12 protein-coding genes are annotated in these 17036 nt (G+C 72.9%); 7 read left to right on the top strand and 5 right to left on the bottom strand.

Annotated features, from left to right (window positions below; all coding sequences use genetic code 11):
- Nucleotides 1–34 precede the first annotated feature (34 nt).
- Nucleotides 35–622 (top strand): GNAT family N-acetyltransferase, encoded by a 588-nt coding sequence (locus AB0C35_RS24915; protein WP_358460051.1) that lies wholly within the window; start codon nt 35–37, stop codon nt 620–622.
- Nucleotides 623–803: 181 nt separating this feature from the next.
- Nucleotides 804–2912, top strand: coding sequence for a glycogen debranching protein GlgX (gene glgX, locus AB0C35_RS24920; RefSeq protein WP_358460053.1), 2109 nt, complete (start codon nt 804–806; stop codon nt 2910–2912).
- Here glgX and AB0C35_RS24925 read toward each other — a convergent pair.
- Both AB0C35_RS24925 and AB0C35_RS24930 read right to left on the bottom strand, forming a co-directional pair.
- Complete coding sequence (locus AB0C35_RS24925) at nt 2909–4306, bottom strand: FAD-binding oxidoreductase (RefSeq protein ID WP_358460056.1); 1398 nt, start codon at nt 4304–4306, stop codon at nt 2909–2911. The two genes, glgX and AB0C35_RS24925, sit on opposite strands and share 4 nt — an antisense overlap.
- Nucleotides 4307–4309: 3 nt before the next feature.
- Nucleotides 4310–4867, bottom strand: coding sequence for a dihydrofolate reductase family protein (locus AB0C35_RS24930; RefSeq protein ID WP_358460059.1), 558 nt, complete (start codon nt 4865–4867; stop codon nt 4310–4312).
- Between the two features lie 139 nt (nt 4868–5006).
- On the opposite strand from AB0C35_RS24930, the gene AB0C35_RS24935 reads away from it, so the two are divergent.
- Nucleotides 5007–8237: a BTAD domain-containing putative transcriptional regulator gene (locus tag AB0C35_RS24935; protein ID WP_358460062.1), complete on the top strand. Its 3231-nt coding sequence runs from the start codon at nt 5007–5009 to the stop codon at nt 8235–8237.
- On the opposite strand, the gene AB0C35_RS24940 is transcribed toward AB0C35_RS24935, so the two are convergent.
- Nucleotides 8234–8635 carry a hypothetical protein gene (locus AB0C35_RS24940; RefSeq protein WP_358460065.1) on the bottom strand — a complete coding sequence of 134 codons (402 nt, stop codon included), beginning with the start codon at nt 8633–8635 and terminating at the stop codon, nt 8234–8236. The genes AB0C35_RS24935 and AB0C35_RS24940 overlap by 4 nt on opposite strands.
- A gap of 145 nt (nt 8636–8780) precedes the next feature.
- Between AB0C35_RS24940 and AB0C35_RS24945 the strand changes: the two genes are divergently transcribed.
- Nucleotides 8781–9500, top strand: a complete 720-nt coding sequence (locus AB0C35_RS24945; protein WP_358460068.1) for a pyrimidine reductase family protein — start codon at nt 8781–8783, stop codon at nt 9498–9500.
- Here AB0C35_RS24945 and AB0C35_RS24950 read toward each other — a convergent pair.
- The gene (locus AB0C35_RS24950) at nt 9482–10183 is read right to left on the bottom strand and encodes a dihydrofolate reductase family protein (protein ID WP_358460071.1); all 702 of its coding nucleotides are present in this window, start codon (nt 10181–10183) and stop codon (nt 9482–9484) included. The two genes, AB0C35_RS24945 and AB0C35_RS24950, sit on opposite strands and share 19 nt — an antisense overlap.
- A 76-nt stretch (nt 10184–10259) precedes the next feature.
- Between AB0C35_RS24950 and AB0C35_RS24955 the strand changes: the two genes are divergently transcribed.
- From AB0C35_RS24955 to AB0C35_RS24965, 3 genes are all read left to right on the top strand, one after another.
- On the top strand, nt 10260–11351 hold the full coding sequence (locus AB0C35_RS24955; RefSeq protein ID WP_358460074.1) for an ATP-dependent DNA ligase: 1092 nt from the start codon (nt 10260–10262) through the stop codon (nt 11349–11351).
- A gap of 170 nt (nt 11352–11521) precedes the next feature.
- Nucleotides 11522–13939, top strand: coding sequence for an ATP-binding domain-containing protein (locus AB0C35_RS24960; RefSeq protein WP_358460077.1), 2418 nt, complete (start codon nt 11522–11524; stop codon nt 13937–13939).
- Between the two features lie 230 nt (nt 13940–14169).
- Nucleotides 14170–16146: a Xaa-Pro dipeptidyl-peptidase gene (locus AB0C35_RS24965; RefSeq protein ID WP_358460080.1), complete on the top strand. Its 1977-nt coding sequence runs from the start codon at nt 14170–14172 to the stop codon at nt 16144–16146.
- A 72-nt stretch (nt 16147–16218) separates the two neighbouring features.
- Here AB0C35_RS24965 and AB0C35_RS24970 read toward each other — a convergent pair whose 3' ends face one another.
- Nucleotides 16219–16992, bottom strand: a complete 774-nt coding sequence (locus AB0C35_RS24970) for an MBL fold metallo-hydrolase (protein ID WP_358460083.1) — start codon at nt 16990–16992, stop codon at nt 16219–16221.
- Nucleotides 16993–17036 lie beyond the last annotated feature (44 nt).

Genomic DNA, 17036 nt, shown 5'->3' on the forward strand with positions numbered 1-17036 from the left:
GCCCCGGCGGACCGGGAGGCATACGATCGGCGGGGTGTACGGGCCGCTCGCCGAGACCATCCGGACCCAGCGCCTCGTCCTGGAACCGCTGGCGGTCCATCACGCCGACGAGATGGCCCCCGTCCTGGACGACCGGCGCCTGCACCGCTACATCGGCGGCGAGCCCCTCACCCGCGACGAACTGCGCGCCCGCTACGCGCACCTGGTCGCCGGGCCGGCGCCGTTCCACCAGGAGTACTGGCTGAACTGGATCGTCCGCCGCGCCCGCGACCGGCAGGCCGTCGGCTACGTGCGGGCGACCGTCACCCCGGCGGCGCGCGGCTTCACGGTGACGCCGCCCTCGACCGGCTCGACCGTCCGGCCGGGCCCGCCGCGCCGCATCGCCTCCGTCGCCTGGGTCATCGCCATGCCCTACCAGGGGTTCGGGTTCGCCACCGAGGCCGCCCGCGTACTGCTGGACTGGCTCCTCGCCCACGGCGTCCACGACGTCGTCGCCACCGTCCACCCGGACAACCGCCCGTCCGCGGCCGTCGCCGCCAAGCTCGGCCTGCGCCGCACCGGCGAGACGACGGGCGACGGCGAGGACGTCTGGCGCCTCCCGCACGGAACACCACCGACGTGACACTCTGGTGACGACCTGTGGCGCCGAGCTCGGAGCTCGTCCATTGGATGGTGGCGGGTGGGGGCTGGCGAGAGGACGCCGAGCGGAGCTCGTCCATTGGATGGTGGCGGGTGGGGGCTGGAGGACGGTGGGTAGGTCACAATTGACAGGGTCAGGGCTGACCGGGCGAGGAGTTGGAGACATGCGGGAGGTTTGGCCCGGGGACCCCTATCCGCTGGGCGCCACCTGGGACGGCACGGGCACGAACTTCGCGCTGTTCTCGGAGGTGGCCCGGCGGGTCGAGCTGTGCCTGTTCGACGCGGGCGGGCGCGAGACGCGGCGGGAACTGCCCGAGGTGGACGGGTTCGTCTGGCACGGCTACCTGCCCGGCGTCGGACCCGGGCAGCGGTACGGCTACCGGGTGCACGGGCCGTTCGACCCGCGCGAGGGGCACCGCTGCAACCCGTCCAAGCTGCTGCTGGACCCGTACGGCAAGGCCGTCGCGGGCGCCACGCGCGGCGAGCTGATCAGATGGCACGAGTCGCTGTTCTCCTACCGGTTCGACGACCCCGACGCGCTCAACGAGGACGACAGCGCCCCGTACATGCCGAAGAACGTGGTGGTCAACCCGTTCTTCGACTGGGCGGACGACCGGCCGCCGCGCGTCCCGTACCACGAGAGCGTCATCTACGAGGCCCACGTGAAGGGCCTGACGAAGCTGCACCCCGGCGTCCCCGAAGCGCAGCGCGGCACCTACGCGGGCCTCGCGCACCCGGTGATGATCGACCATCTGCTCGACCTCGGCGTGACCGCCGTGGAGCTCATGCCGGTGCACCAGTCGATCCCCGAGCACGCGCTGGTGGCGCGGGGTCTCGACAACTACTGGGGCTACAACACGATCGGGTTCTTCGCGCCGCACAACTCCTACAGCTCGTCCGGGCAGTCCGGGGAGCAGGTCCTGGAGTTCAAGGCGATGGTCCGCGCCCTGCACGAGGCGGGCATCGAGGTCATCCTGGACGTCGTCTACAACCACACCGCCGAGGGCGACCACCTCGGGCCGACGCTGTCGTTCCGCGGCATCGACAACGCGTCCTACTACCGGCTCCGCGACGACGACAAGCGCTACCACCTCGACTACACCGGCTGCGGCAACTCGCTGAACGTCCGCAACCCGCACGCGCTGCAGCTCATCATGGACTCGCTGCGCTACTGGATCCTGGAGATGCACGTCGACGGTTTCCGCTTCGACCTCGCCTCCGCGCTGGCCCGCGAACTCCACGACGTCGACCGGCTCGCCGCGTTCTTCGACCTCGTCCAGCAGGACCCGGTCGTGTCCCAGGTGAAGCTGATCGCCGAACCGTGGGACGTCGGGGAGGGGGGCTACCAGGTCGGCAACTTCCCGCCGCTGTGGACGGAGTGGAACGGCAAGTACCGCGACACCGTCCGCGACTTCTGGCGCGGCTCCTACGCGACGATGCCGGAGTTCGCGTCCCGCCTGACCGGCTCGTCCGACCTGTACGAGCACAGCGCGCGGCGCCCGTTCGCGTCCATCAACTTCGTCACCTGCCACGACGGGTTCACGCTCACCGACCTGGTCTCCTACGACCACAAGCACAACGACGCCAACGGTGAGGACAACCGCGACGGCACCGACGACAACCGGTCGTGGAACTGCGGCGCCGAAGGCCCCACCCGCGACCCCGCCGTCCTGGAGCTGCGCGCCCGCCAGCGCCGCAACTTCCTGGCGACCCTCTTTTTGTCCCAGGGCGTGCCGATGCTCTCCCACGGCGACGAACTGGGCCGCACGCAGAAGGGCAACAACAACGCCTACTGCCAGGACAACGAGATCGCCTGGGTGCACTGGGAGGACTCCGGCGACATGGAGTTCGTCCGGACCCTGTCTCGGCTTCGGCACGACCATCCGGTGTTCCGCCGCCGCCGCTTCTTCACCGGGAGGGGCACCGGCGCCGCGGCGGACATCGCGTGGCTGACCCCCGCCGGCGAGAGCATGACCGACCACGACTGGAACGTCGGCTTCGCCAAGTCCCTCGGCGTCTTCCTCAACGGCGACGCCATCACCGAACCCGACCCGCGCGGCCGCCGCGTCCGGGACGACTCCTTCCTCCTCCTCATCAACGCCGGCTCGGACCCCGTCGAGTTCACCCTCCCCGGCGGCGAGTACGGCGAACGCTGGGAGCTCACCCTCGACACCGCCGAACCAGGCACGGTCGGCGAACGCCCCCGCGTCAAGGCCCACGACACGGTGACGGTCACCGACCGCGCCCTCACGGTCTTCAGAAGGCTTCCCTAGTCCCGTGGCGTAGGCGGGACGTTGTGGTTGAGGTGGAAGACGTTGCCGGGGTCATACCGGTCCTTGAGCGCCGTCAGGCGGGCGAGCTTCTCCTTGGGGTACGCGCGCCGCACGCCCGGCTCGCCCTCGTCGGTCAGGGTGTTGACGTAGGCGCCGGCGGCGAAGGGCTCCAGCGTCGCCGCGTGGCGGCGTGCGGCGGCCATGCGTTCGGCGTCCTCGGCGGGATCCGTCCAGCGCGCCGCCGCGACGAACTCGACGAGCGTGTCGCGGTGGCTGAAGGCGGTCTCGCCGTCGGCCACGTCCGCGATCGCGCCGCCGTACGACTGCAGGGTCGCCGCCGGCAGATGGGGCGCGTCGGCGTCGTCGGCGCCGCGGGCCAGGAAGGCGCGTACGGCGTCGTCGGGGAACTCGCTGAAGTAGTGGCCCTTCCAATATCTGCGCTGCCGGTGGCCCTCGGCGCTGTCGTCCATCGTCTGCAGGTCGAGATAGGACAGCTCCTCGACGCGTTCGGCCACATGTGACCCCAGGTCGCGCATGGCGGGCAGGAGGCGGCGTCCCTCGTCCGGATCTCCGACCCAGACGTATCCGACGCTGGCCAGCGGCCGCCCGCGCAGCTCGGGCGGCAGGTGCGGCCAGTCCCCCGCGGTGCCGACCCACGCCGTGAAGGTGGCGCGGCGCGGCGCGTCCGCGATCAGATCGCGCCACCCGCGCAGCGCCGCCGCCGCGTCCTCGGGCGGGAAGTACAGGTCCACGAGGAGGGACCGGGTGCCGACCTGGTGGAGCCGGAACTCGAAGTCGGTCACCACGCCGAAGTTGCCGCCGCCGCCGCGCAGGCCCCAGAACAGGTCGGCGTGCTCCGCCGCGTCCACATGCAGGACGGCGCCCTCGGCGGTCACGAGTTCGAAGGACGTGACGTTGTCGCAGGAAAGGCCGTACTCCCTGGCCAGCCATCCCATCCCGCCGCCGAGCGTCAGCCCGCCCACGCCGGTGTGCGACACGTTCCCCGCCGTGGTGGCCAGGCCGTGCGGCTGGGTCGCGCGGTCCAGGGCCCCGAGCAGCGCGCCGCCCTGAACCCGGGCGCGGCGGCCTTCGGGGTCGACCCGCACGGCGTCCATGGGCGTCAGGTCGATCACCAGGCAGCCGTCGGCCACCGGGAGCCCGAGGATGCTGTGGCCGCCGCAGCGGACCCCGATCTCCAGGCCCTGCGCGCGTCCGAACCGGATCGCGGCGGCGACGTCGTCCCGCCCGGCGCAGCGGGCGATGAGCGCGGGCCGCTGGTCGACCATCGCGTTCCAGACGCGCCGGCACTCATCGTATTCGTCGTCGCCGGGCATCACGATCTGCCCCGCGAAGCCGCGCCGCAGCAGCGCCGCGTCCGTACGACTCGTGGCCATGGATCAGGCGCCCTGGGCGGCGGACGGCACCTGGTAGGACAGCATGACGACGCCGGACTTGAGGATCCGCGTGCCGATCAGCTCCAGCCGGGCGCTGTTGCCCTCGCCGAGCAGCATGTCGCCGGGGCCGCCGACGCCCGCGAAATGCGGGTGCACCCACAGGTGGAGGACGTCGAGCAGGCCGCCCGCGATCAGCGTCCGCGCCACGGGACCGAAGCCGTGCATCAGGATGTCCCCGCCCTGCTTCTTGAGCTCGGCGACCTCCGCCACCAGGTCGCCTTTGATCACCGTCGTGTTGTTCCACTCGGCCTTGTCGAGGGTGGTGGAGGCGACGTACTTCGGCATGCGGTTGATCCTGTCGGGGAGGGCGCCCTCCCGCCCCGGCCAGACGGACGCGTACGCGTCGTACGTCTCGCGGCCCATCAGCAGGGACTCGCTCGCCTGCAGCTGTTCCGCCGCGATCTGGTCGGTCTCGTCGTCCACGTAGGCGAAATGCCAGACCTCCATGTGGTTGATGACCCCGTCGACGCTGACGAACGTGGAATTGACGATCTTTCCCATGCGGGCTCCCCCAAGTCGTTCGATTCGTATGCCCGGATTCGTCTGCCCGGCCGTGCGCCGGACCCCCCAACGGTGGCGGATGATGTTGACGATTTGTCGACGGTCACCCGATGTCACGGGCGCGCGTTATCGTGCCCGCATGCGCTTCGGGGTACTGGGCCCGGTGGCGGTGTGGACGACCGACGGCGAGCCGGTTCCCGTGCCGGGTCGCAAGGTCCGCGCCCTGCTCGCCGTGCTGATCGCACACGAGGGGCGCCCGGTGCCGGCCGCCCGCCTCATCGACGCGCTGTGGGGCGAGAACCTGCCGGGCGACCCGGCGGGCACCCTGTCGGGCAAGGTCACGCAGCTGCGCAGGGCCCTGGAGCGGGCGGAGCCCGGCGGCCGGCGGCTCGTCGCGTCCCCGCCGCCCGGCTACCGGCTCCGGATCGACGCCGGCGAGGTGGACTCCGGCCGGTTCCGGGAGCTGACCCTGCGGGCCCGCGAGACCGCCGACCCGCGCGCCAGGGCGGAGCTGCTGTCCGACGCGCTGGCGCTGTGGCGGGGCCCCGCCTTCGCCGACTTCGCCGACGAGCCGTTCGGCAGGACCGCCGCCGTCCGGCTGGCGGAGGAGCGGCTGGCCGCGTGGGAGGACCACGCGGAGGCGCGGCTCGCGCTCGGCGAGCACGCCGGGCTGGTCGCCGAGCTCGCGGGGCTGCTGGCCGCCCATCCGCTGCGGGAACGGCTGCGCGCCGCGCACATGCGGGCCCTGTACCGGTCCGGGCGGACGAGCGAGGCGCTGGACTCCTACGAGGAGCACCGCGCGCGGCTGGCCGGCGAACTCGGACTCGACCCCGGCCCCGACCTGGTCGCCCTGCACCGGGCCGTGCTCGTCCGGGATCCCGCGCTCGCCACCCCGGCCCCGTCGCCCTCGGCACGGCCGCGGACCAACCTGCCCGCCGCCATCTCCGAGCTGATCGGCAGGGACGCCGCCGTCGCCGCGGTCCGGGCCCGGCTGGCGGCCGGCCGGCTCGTCACGCTCACCGGCCCCGGCGGGGTCGGCAAGACGCGGCTGGCGCTGGAGACCGCGGCGGCGCTGGCCGACGACGTCGACGACCTCGCCGACGGCGTCTGGCTGGCCGAGCTGGGCGGGCTGGAGCCCGGGTCGGCCGGGCGGGCCGCGGACGTGGTGATGGCGGCGCTCGACGTCCGCGACATGACGGGGGCGGCCGACCGGCTCGTCGACGCGCTGCGGGCCAAACGGCTGCTGCTCGTCCTCGACAACTGCGAGCACGTCGTCGAGGAGGCCGCCGAGCTGACCGGGCGGCTGCTGCGCGGCTGCCCCGGGCTGCGCGTCCTGGCGACCAGCCGGGAGCCGCTCGGCCTGCCCGGCGAGGAGGTCTGGGCCGTGCCGCCGCTCGACGTGTCCGGCCTGGCGGACGGCGGCGGCGCCGGCGTGGCGGAGCCGGCCCGCTCGCCCGCCGTCCGGCTCTTCGTGGCGCGGGCGGCGGCCGCCGCACCGGGATTCGCGCTCACCGCCGCGAACGCGCCGGCGGTCGCGGTGCTGTGCCGGCGGCTCGACGGGATCCCCCTGGCGCTGGAGCTGGCCGCCACCCGGGTCAGGGCGCTCGGCGTCGACGACCTGGTCGCCCGGCTCGACGACCGGTTCCGGCTGCTGGGCACCGGCCGGCGGGACGCCCCCGCCCGCCAGCGGACCCTCACGGCGGTGATCGACTGGAGCTGGGACCTGCTCACCGAGCCGGAACGCGTCGTGCTGCGGCGGCTGGCGGTGCACGCCGGCGGGTGCACGCTGGAGGCCGCCGAGGACGTGTGCGCCGGGCCGGGCGCGGTCGACGCCGCCGGCGTCGCGGGCCTGCTCGCCCGGCTGGTCGACCGCTCCGTCGTCACGGTCGCGCACGGCCCCGACGGTCCGCGCTACGGGCTGCTGGAGTCGGTGGCCGCCTACTGCTGCGACCGGCTGGCCGCGGCCGGCGAGGCCGAACGGGCACGGGACCGGCACGGCCGGTACTACACCGAGCTGGCCGTCCGGGCCGAGGACCGGCTGTACGGCCGTGATCAGCGCCGGTGGCTGCGGCGGCTCGACTCCGAGACCGCGAACCTGCGCAGCGCCTTCGACCATGCGGTACGGAACCGGGACGCCGAGCGGGCACTGCGGCTCGCCTGCGCCCTGACCTGGTACTGGTTCCTGCGCGGCAGGCTGGCCGAGGCCCGGCGCTCGCTCCGCGCGGCCCTGTCGGTCAGCACGCGGCCGCACGGGCGTCCCCCGTCCGCCGCGCTGCGGGCCAGGGCGGCGGCGTGGAAGGCCGGGATCGAGGTGCTGCTGGGCGAGCCCGTCCCCGCGGCGGCCCGGGCGTGCGAGCAGATCGCGGAGCCGGTCGCACGGGCCAGGGCGGAGTGGTTCCTGGCGTACGCGGAGACCGACTTCGGAGACGTACCGGCGGTCGACGAACGCCTGGCGCGGGCGCTGCCCGTCTTCCGCAGCGCCGGCGACCGGTGGGGCACGGCCGCCGCACTGAGCACCCGGGCGAAGCTCGGATACCTGCGCGTCGACCTCAAGGCGCTGGAGCACGACGGCGAGGAAAGCGCAGCGCTGTTCCGCGAGCTCGGTGACCGCTGGGGGCTGCTGCAGGCCACCGCGTGGCTGGGCGGGCTCGCCGAGATGGTCGGCGACCACGCCAAGGCGACCCGGCTGTACCGGGAGGGGCTCGGCATGGCCGAGGAGCTCGGCCTGTGGCCCGAGGTCTCGGGACGGCTGGCGTCCCTGGGCTGGATCGCCGTGCAGCAGGGCGACTACCCGCAGGCGCGGGATCTGAGCGGGCACGCGCTGCGGCTGGCCGCCGAGCAGGGGTTCCGGGTCGGGGAGATCTTCGCCGAGATGGGAGTGGCGTTCGCCGCCCGCCGCCAGGGCGACCTCGACGTGGCCGAACGGCACCTGGGCAATCTGGTGCGCGCCGCCGGGCCGGAAGAGGAGGGCCGGGTGCCGCCTCTCTACCTGCCGGTGGTCCTCACCGAACTCGGCCTCCTCACCGAGCGGCGCGGGCGGGCCGGCGAGGCCAGGCGGCTGCACCTGAGGGCGCTGCGGGCCGCACGGACGCTGGGCAGCCCCCGGGCCGTCGCGATGGCGCTGGAGGGACTGGCCGGGGCCGCCGGTCTCGCCGGCGACCATGAGACCTCGGCCTGGCTGCTGGGCGCGTCCGCCGGCGCGCGGCGGGCGGTCTCGGTGCCGCTGGCCCCGTCCGAACAGGCGGAGATCGACCGCATCGCGGCGGCCACCCGCGCGGCGCTGGGCGACGCCGCCTTCGACGCCGCCCATCGGGACGGCCTGGCCCAGACCCCGGACGAGGTGGCGGCCCGGCTCAACGGCCGGCGTTAGGCACGGGTCCCCTCGATGGCGCTGAGGAAGACCAGGACGAACGTCGCGACGGCGACCGCGCCGTGGACGGCCACGGCGGCGGCGGGGAAGGCCTGCTCCGCGCCGCGGGCGTGGCGGCCCCCGCCTCCGACGAGCCAGCGGGTGAACAGCATGAAGCCCTGGACGGTGACGACCAGCAGCGCCGCGAACGCGAGCCAGGCGAACGCGGCCCGCGCGGTGGCCAGGTAGGCGAGCCAGATGACGAGCCCGGCGGTGCCGGCGAGGGGATGCCCCACCACGACCAGGGCCGGGAACCGTGTCACCTTCGCCGAAGGCCCCCCGTCGGCCATCCAGTTGATCAGCAGGTAGGCACCCGCGCCGGCGGCCAGGACCCACGCGCCCAAAGCGGCGAACTCCAACCCCCGCTCCTTCCATGAGATTCTCAACCCCGTCCCCGGGCCCAAGTGTGGCCTCCGAACCCTCCGGCCATGACGGATTCGTACAGATTGATGCACGGACCGTCATCCGCATGGCCCACGAGGGCTGGAGTAGCTTGGATCACCTATGCGGACCCTTTCTCCGGAGGCCGGCGACGTCGACCTCGCCGAGCGCTACGCCTATCCGCCGGACGGCCCGTGGCTGCGGGCCAACATGGTCGCCAGCCTGGACGGGGCGGCGCAGCGCGACGAGCGCAGCGGCGGCCTCGGCAATGCCGCAGACCGGCACCTGTTCCTGCTGCTGCGCGGCCTCGCCGACGTGGTCATCGTCGGCGCGAACACGGTGCGCGCCGAAGGGTACGGGCCGGTCAAGCCGAGCGAGGGCTGGAACGGCGTCCGGGACGGGCGCACCCCCGTCCCGCCGCTGGCGATCGTCTCGCGCACCCTCGACCTGGACTTCGACGCCCCGATCTTCACCGAGGCGAAGGCCAGGACGATCGTGCTGGCGACCGCCACCGCCGACCCGGCCAGGCTGGAGGCCGCGCGGGAGCGCGCCGACGTCATCATCGCCGGGGAGGACTCGCTCGACTTCGCCGCCGCCGTCGGGGAACTCGCGGCGCGCGGCCACAGGCGCCTCCTGTGCGAGGGCGGTCCGGGCGTCCTCGCGCAGGTGGTGACGGCCGGGCTGCTCGACGAGCTGTGCCTCACGCTGAGCCCGCTGCTGCTCGGCGGGCATCCGGCGCGGATCCTGAACGGGCCGCCCGTTCCCGTCCCGCCGGATCTGACCCTCGCCCACGCCCTGCAGGACGAGGATTTCCTCTTCCTGCGCTACACCCGCAGCCGGTAGCGCAGGAACAGCACGCCTTCGTCCAGGTACAGGGCCGTGGGTTCGAGCGGCACCTCGGCTTGCAGCCCGTCCAGGAGCCGGGTGTGGCGGGGGCCGCCGAGGAGTGTCGGGGCGATGTTGAGGCACAGTTCGTCGACGAGGGACGCGCGGATCAGCGCAGTGGCCAGGGCGGGCCCTCCCTCGCAGAGGAGACGCTCGTGGCCGAAGTCTTCGCGGAGCGTCCTGACGGCGGCGGGTAGATCGACGTCGTCCTCGCCTGCGTCGACCACCTGGACGTGACCCGGCACTTTGTTCCGGACGTTCCGTGATGTCACGACGATGGTCGGGGTCTCGGCCTCGGTGAACAGTGGAAGCGTCCAGTCGAGGTCCAGGGAGCGGCTCACCACGACTATGGGGGCGGGCGGGCCGCCGCGGCGCGCGCGCAGATCGGTGCGGAGGCGGGCGGGTCCGAGGCGTCCTGTGCGGACGGTCGCGGCGCCCACGAGGATCGCGTCCGCGAGGGCTCGCAGGGTCCGGAACACGCGGAAGTCGGCGTCGCCGCCGAGGGTGTCGGTCCAGCCCTCGGCGTCGGTGACGGAGCCGTCCACGGTCATCACCATGCCGAGGCGGAGCGCCGGCGCGTCCCCGTAGGCGTCGAACGGGTCGATGCCCGCGGCGGCGGGCTCGGGCAGCAGACGGCGCATGACCTGCAGGTTATCCAATGACCGTTTTGCGCCCGCGGGATGTCCTTTTGTCGGTGCCGGGGCGCAAGATGGGGGGATGGACCTGCCGATCAGCCCGCCGCTGCCGCCGATGCTGGCCAAGGCGGTGAAGACCATGCCCAAGGGCGACCTGCTGTACGAGCCGAAGTGGGACGGCTTCCGCTGCATCGTGTTCCGCGACGGCGACGAGGTGGAACTGTCCAGCCGCGGCGAGAGACCGCTCACCCGCTACTTCCCCGAGCTGGTCGAGGCGGTGAAGCGCGAGCTGCCCGAGCGGTGCGTGGTGGACGGCGAGATCGTCCTGCCGAAGGGGACGCGTCTCGACTTCGACGGCCTCCAGCAGCGCATCCACCCGGCCGCGTCGCGGATCAAGCTGCTGTCGGAGCAGACACCGGTGTCGTTCGTGGCCTTCGACCTGCTCGCCCTCGGCGACGAGTCGCTGCTGGAGGTGCCGCTCGGCGAGCGGCGGGCGCGTCTCGTCGACACGCTGTCGGCGGTGCGGGCGCCGATCTACGTGACGCCCGCGTCCGACTCCTATGACCTGGCGCTGCGGTGGTTCGACGAGTTCGAGGGCGCGGGGCTGGACGGCGTCATCGCCAAGCCGCGCGACACCGTCTACGAGCCCGACAAGCGCGTCCTGTTCAAGGTCAAGCACGAGCGGACCGCCGACTGCGTGGTGGCGGGCTTCCGCTGGCACAAGTCCGGGCCGATCGTCGGGTCGCTGCTGCTCGGGCTCTACAACTCCGAGGGCAAGCTCCAGCATGTCGGGGTGGCGGCCTCGTTCACGATGAAGCGCCGCGCCGAGCTGGTCGAGGAGCTGCAGCCGTACCGGCTGGAGGATCTCGCCGAACATCCGTGGGCGGAGTGGGCGCAGCAGAGCGAGGCGACCGTCGACCGGATGCCGGGCGCGGTGTCGCGGTGGACGGGCAAGAAGGACCTCAGCTGGGTGCCGCTGCGTCCCGACCTGGTCGTCGAGGTGGCCTACGAGGCGATGGAGGGCGACAGGTTCCGGCACACCGCCCGCTTCCGCAACTGGCGGCCCGACCGCAAGCCCGGCTCCTGCACCTACGAGCAGCTGGAGGTGCCCGTGGCCTACAACCTCGACGACATCTTCAGCGGCCCGGCGACGAGCCCGCGCGCCGACCGCTGAGGCGGAACCGGGTCCGGTGCCGTGCCGCGTCCGGCGCCGGACCCGCGGCGACGACGATCTTTTCAGCCGGCGGGCTAGAAGATCACGCGCAGCGGGAAGAACGGATGATAAGATGGCGACTTACGAGTTGCGCACAAAAATTCCATCCTGAATAGGAGTGTAGCCGAGGCATGGGACTCCGTCAAGCCGACGCTGTCAACCCGGAACGCGATGAAAAAGCGCGTACGTCCGCGATGCTCGCCGAACAGGAGTACGTGTCCCGCGTGTACGCGCGGCTCGACATCGAGCGGGCGAAGGCCGAGGCCGCGCTGCGCGAAGGGCCCGCCGCGGGCGGCGGCAGCGCGTTCCAGGCCCGGCTGGAGAGCGCCGTCGCCACCGACGAGGCCGCCCGCCGGCTCGCCGGGCTCGGCGGCGTCGAGAACGGCCTGTGCTTCGGCCGCATCGACCACCGCGCTGACGCCGACGGCCCCGGCGACACGTTCTACATCGGCCGCATCGGCCTCCGCGACGAGGACCGCGAGCCGCTACTGATCGACTGGCGCGCCGCGGCCGCGCGCCCGTTCTACACCGCCACCCCCGGCGCGCCCGGCACCCTCGCGCGCCGCCGCCACCTGCACCTGCGCCGCCGCGAAGTCGTCCGGGTGGACGACGAGGTGTTCGACCTCGAAGGCCTGGACGAGTCCGAACGCGGCGGCATCGTCGGCGAGGCCGCCCTCCTCGCCACCCTCCGCCGCGGCCGGACGGGCCGCATGAGCGACGTCGTCGCCACCATCCAGGAAGAGCAGGACCAGGTCATCCGGTCGGGCCTGCAGGGCGTTCTCGTCGTCCAGGGCGGCCCGGGCACCGGCAAGACCGTCGCCGCCCTGCACCGGGCCGCATACCTTCTTTACACGCACCGGGACGTCCTCGAACGGCGCGGCGTGCTCGTCGTCGGCCCGAACGCCACGTTCCTCCGCTACATCGAGCAGGTACTCCCCGGCCTGGGCGAAACCGACGTCGCCCTGGCCACCGTCGGCGAGCTCTACCCCGGCCTGAAGGCAACCGCCACCGAAGCTCCCCTGGTCGCCGTCGTCAAGGGCGACCTGCGCATGGCAGACCTGGTGCAGGCGGCCGTCCACGACCGGCAGCGCGTCCCCGCAGAGGGCCTGCACATCGAAACCGACGGCCTCACCCTGGTCGTGGACGCCGAAAAGTGCACGCAGATACGCGACCGTGCCCGCGCCATGCGCCTCCCCCACAACGTCCAGCGGCGCCGCTTCGTCCACGACATCCTGGAAGCCCTCGCCATCAACAGGGCCGAGCAGTACGACCGCATCATGGACGAGCCCCTGGAAGAGATCGCCAAGAACGGCGGCCTCCCCGCCTGGCTCCAGGAACTCATCGACGAGGCCGAAAACGAGCCCCTCCTCGACGAAACAGACCTCCGCTTGGACAAGGAAACCCTCTGGCAGGACCCCGTCGTCCAGTCCGCCATCAACGACCTGTGGCCCGACCTGACACCCGAGCGACTCCTGACCGACCTCTACGCCGACCCCGGCGCCCTCGCCCGGGCGGCCGCGCAAACCGGCCTCGATGGCACGCTCCTCCACCGTCCCCCCACCGCCCCGTGGACGGTCTCGGACATCCCCCTCCTGGACGAGGCAGCCGGACTCCTCGGCAAGGACGACTCCGCCGAAAAGGCCCGCCGGCGCGCCGCCGACGCCGCCCGCGCCCAGGAGGAGCTGTACGCCCGCGAGGTCATCGAAACCGCCGGCTCGGCGGGACACGACAGGCTCACCGCCGCCGACCTGCTCTCCGCCGCCGAACTCGCCGAACGCCACCACGACGACGGCCCGCCGCTCACCACGGCGCAGCGCGCCCTCGCCGACCGCGAATGGGCGTACGGGCACGTGATCGTGGACGAGGCCCAGGAGCTGTCCGAGATGGCCTGGCGCACGGTCATGCGGCGCGTCCCGACCCGTTCCCTCACCGTCGTCGGCGACATCGCCCAGACCGGCAACGCCGCCGGCGCCGCGTCCTGGGGCCAGATGCTCGACCGCTACGTCCCGGGCCGCTGGCGTGAGCAGCGCCTCATGGTCAACTACCGCACCCCGGCGGCCATCATGAGGGTCGCCGCCGACGTCCTCGCCGCCGTCGCCCCCGGCCAGACCCCGCCCGAACCCGTCCGCGACGACGGCCCCCCGCCGACCGCGATCGCGATGCCGGTCACCGGACTCCCGGCCCTCATCGAATCCGAACTGTCCCTCATCACCGGCGAGACCCCCGACGACATCGGCGGCGCCTTCAAGGAGGGCCGCCTCGCCGTCATCACCTCCGCCGCCCGCCACACCGCCGTCCTGGAGGCCCTCCCGGACGCCGCCGCCGGCGCCACCCCGGAGGCCCTCGACTCCCCCGCCGTCGTCCTGACCGCCGAAGAGGCCAAGGGCCTGGAGTTCGACTCCGTCATCGTCGTCGACCCGTCCGGCATCCTCACCGAGTCCCCCAAGGGCGGCCAAGACCTCTACGTAGCCCTGACCCGAGCCACCCGCCGCCTAACCCTCCTCCACAACAACGACCTCCCACCCCTCCTGTCGGCCTCCTTGGAGTAGGCGGTTCGCGCTCGCGGCCTCGGTTCAGTCCGTCCTCCCGGCCCGGCAACCGCCGAAGGGGTGGGCTGAGCCGGCCGGTGCGTTGCCTTCCCCGGCCGGGCGGGGAAGGCAACGGCAGGAGGTGACCAAATCCGGGCCGAGTTCGTCGTACGCCGCCCTTTACCCGGAGTCCCGGGGCGAGGAGCGTGTGCCTCCGTAGAGATCATTTTCCGATTTCCGGGAGGTGCGGGTTGGCCAGGCGATCCCTGAGACGAACCCGGCGGACGATGACGGTGGCCGTGCTGACCGGCGCGGCGCTGGCCGCGGCGGGCGGCGGTGCGACGGCGCTGGCCCAGTCGTCCCCCAAGATCGTGGTGAAGGGCGGCGTGACCCAGCCGGTCTTCTCCTACAAGGACGCGATCCGCGAGCACGTGTACGTCGAGTCCAGTGTGGACAGCGACCGCGACGGCGAGCTCGACCGCGTCAACGTGGACATCATCCGGCCGAAGGAGACCGAGAACGGCCTCAAGGTGCCGGTGATCATGGATGAGAGCCCGTACTACGACAATGCGGGACGCGGCAACGAGAGCGAGCTCAAGACCTACGACGCCGACGGGAACCCGGTGAAGTTCCCGTTGTTCTACGACAACTACTTCGTCCCGCGCGGCTACGCGTTCCTCGCCGTCGACATGGTGGGGACGACTCGTTCCGACGGCTGTCCCGTCAGCGGCGGCCCGACCGACGTCCTCGGCGGCAAGGCCGTGGTGGACTGGCTGAACGGCCGGGCGAAGGCGTACCGGGCGGACGGCAGCCCGGTGGAGGCGACCTGGACCACCGGGCGCACCGCCATGATCGGCAAGTCGTACGACGGCACCCTGGCCAACGGCGTCGCCGCGACGGGCGTGAAGGGCCTGGAGACGATCGTCCCGATCGCGGCGATCAGCAGCTGGTACGACTACAGCCGCATGAACGGCGTGAAGTACTGGACCGACGAGCAGCCGTGGCTCGCGAGCTACGTCGACACCGATCCGCCGGAGAAGTGCGCCGCCGTCAACGCCGGTCTCGACGAGGGCGAGGACGACGCGACCGGCAACTACAACTCCTACTGGAAGACCGCCGACTACCGGCACGGGACGATCGCCCGCGCGTCCCGCGTCCGGGCCAGCGTCTTCGCGGTCCACGGCGTCAACGACCTCAACGTGAAGGACGACCATTTCGCGGAGTGGTGGAACGCCCTCGCCCGGCGCGGCGTGCAGCGCAAGGTGTGGCTGACGCAGCGCGGTCACGTCGACCCGTTCGACTTCCGGCGCGACCACTGGGTGGAGACGCTGCACAGGTGGTTCGACCACGAGCTGCACAAGATCCGCAACGGCGTGATGGACGAGCCGCGCGCCGACATCGAGGTCGGCCCCGAACAGTGGATCACCCAGTCGGACTGGCCGTCCCGCGACGCGCGCGACATCACCCTGCGGCCCGGTGAGGACGGCACGCTGGGCCTGCAGCCCGCCCCGGGCGGAGCGACGGCGACGTTCACCGACGCCCCCGGCCCGCGCGGCTACGGCTACCCGGAGAGCGCGATGGTCAGCGACCCGACGGTGGAGCAGCCGTTCCGGGCCGCGTTCGTCTCGGGTCCGCTGCCGAGGACCGGGCGGCTGTCCGGGACGCCCGAGGCGCGGCTCAGGATCAAGCTGGACAAACCCACGTCCAACGTCACCGCGCTGCTCGTCGACTACGGCGAGGACACCCGGGTGGACTATCTCGGCCGGGGCTCGGGCATCCGCACCCTCGACACCGAGGACTGCCACGGTGAGAGCACGCCCGCCGACGACGCCTGCTACCGGCAGACCGAGGTCACGACGGTCACCTCGCCTGTGAACGTGGTCGCCCGCGGATGGCTCGACGTCCAGAACCACCGGTCGCTGAGCCACCCGAGCCCGCTGGAGCCGGGCCGGTACTACGACGTGCGATGGGAGACGCTCAGCCAGGAGTACGTGCTGAAGAAGGGTCACCGCCTGGCGCTGGTCCTGGCGGGCACGGACTCCGACTACAACACCGAGACGCCCACGGGCGCCCAGGTGACGGTGGATCTGCGCGGCAGTTCCATCAGCATCCCCGTGGTCGTCGGCGCGGAGGAGCCGGCCGCAATGGTCGCCCCGCCGCAGCCCCGGACCACGTGGCGGGGCCCGTCCGACGTCACCCTTCCCGTTCAGGAGCGCAGGTTCTACTGACCTGTGACGCCGCCGCCCCGGCCCCCGTCGGGGCGGCGGCCCACGGGCCCGTCGACCACGAGCACGGGCACGTCACAACTTGATCTCCTCGCCGGGATCGAGGAGGTGGAGCCGGTCGGTCAGGCCGGCGGCGGCGAACGCCGGCGGGATGGTGTCGCGTCCCTGCGAGAAGTGCGCCCACCCCTCGAAGTGCAGCGGCACGATCCGGCCGGCCCGCAGGATCGTGGCGGCCTCGGCGGCGCCCTCGCTGGTCAGCGTGAGGTGGACGTCGCCGACGAGCGGGGTCTTGGCGGCGCCCGCGAACAGCAGCGCGACGTCGACCGGGGCGAACCGGCCGGCGATGGCGCGGACGACGTCGAGGGACGCGTTGTCGCCGCTGACATAGACGGTGGGCAGGCCCTCGCCGGTCAGGACGAACCCGGTGACCGGGCCCGTGAGGTGCTCGGTGCCGTCCGGGCCGTGCTGGGCGGGGACGCCGGTGACGCGGACGGTCCCGCCGCCGGGGCGCGGCAGGTCGACGTGCTCCCACCCGGGCAGGGCGCGGGCGGTGCCGCCGAGGCGTCCGGCGCCGGCCTCCGTCGTGAGGGTCAGCGGGACGCCGGCCAGGTAGGCGCGGCCGCCGGTGTCCAGATTGTCGGGGTGCTGGTCGTGGGAGAGCAGCACCGCGTCGATCGGGCCGATCTCGTCCGGGCCCAGGACGGCTTCGCCGGTCTTGGTCAGGCCGCGTGACCCCCCGATCGGGTAGTCGCCCGGCGCGTCGAACGTCGGGTCGACGACGAACCGCACGCCTCCGATCTCCAGAATGGCGCTCGGGCCGCCGAGGTACCTGACGTTCAGCGAGGACATGGTGCCGCCTTAGGGTCGATCAGCGTGTGTCCTCGTAAGCCCGC

Source organism: Spirillospora sp. NPDC048819 (assembly GCF_040650055.1).
Taxonomy (GTDB): Bacteria; Actinomycetota; Actinomycetes; order Streptosporangiales; family Streptosporangiaceae; genus Spirillospora.

Coding starts and splice junctions, on each gene's coding strand:
- glgX (WP_358460053.1), top strand. CDS start 804: ATGCGGGAGGTTTGGCCCGGGGACCCCTATCCGCTGGGCGCCACCTGG.
- AB0C35_RS24925 (WP_358460056.1), bottom strand. CDS start 4,306: ATGGCCACGAGTCGTACGGACGCGGCGCTGCTGCGGCGCGGCTTCGCG.
- AB0C35_RS24930 (WP_358460059.1), bottom strand. CDS start 4,867: ATGGGAAAGATCGTCAATTCCACGTTCGTCAGCGTCGACGGGGTCATC.
- AB0C35_RS24935 (WP_358460062.1), top strand. CDS start 5,007: ATGCGCTTCGGGGTACTGGGCCCGGTGGCGGTGTGGACGACCGACGGC.
- AB0C35_RS24945 (WP_358460068.1), top strand. CDS start 8,781: ATGCGGACCCTTTCTCCGGAGGCCGGCGACGTCGACCTCGCCGAGCGC.
- AB0C35_RS24950 (WP_358460071.1), bottom strand. CDS start 10,183: ATGCGCCGTCTGCTGCCCGAGCCCGCCGCCGCGGGCATCGACCCGTTC.
- AB0C35_RS24955 (WP_358460074.1), top strand. CDS start 10,260: ATGGACCTGCCGATCAGCCCGCCGCTGCCGCCGATGCTGGCCAAGGCG.
- AB0C35_RS24960 (WP_358460077.1), top strand. CDS start 11,522: ATGGGACTCCGTCAAGCCGACGCTGTCAACCCGGAACGCGATGAAAAA.
- AB0C35_RS24970 (WP_358460083.1), bottom strand. CDS start 16,992: ATGTCCTCGCTGAACGTCAGGTACCTCGGCGGCCCGAGCGCCATTCTG.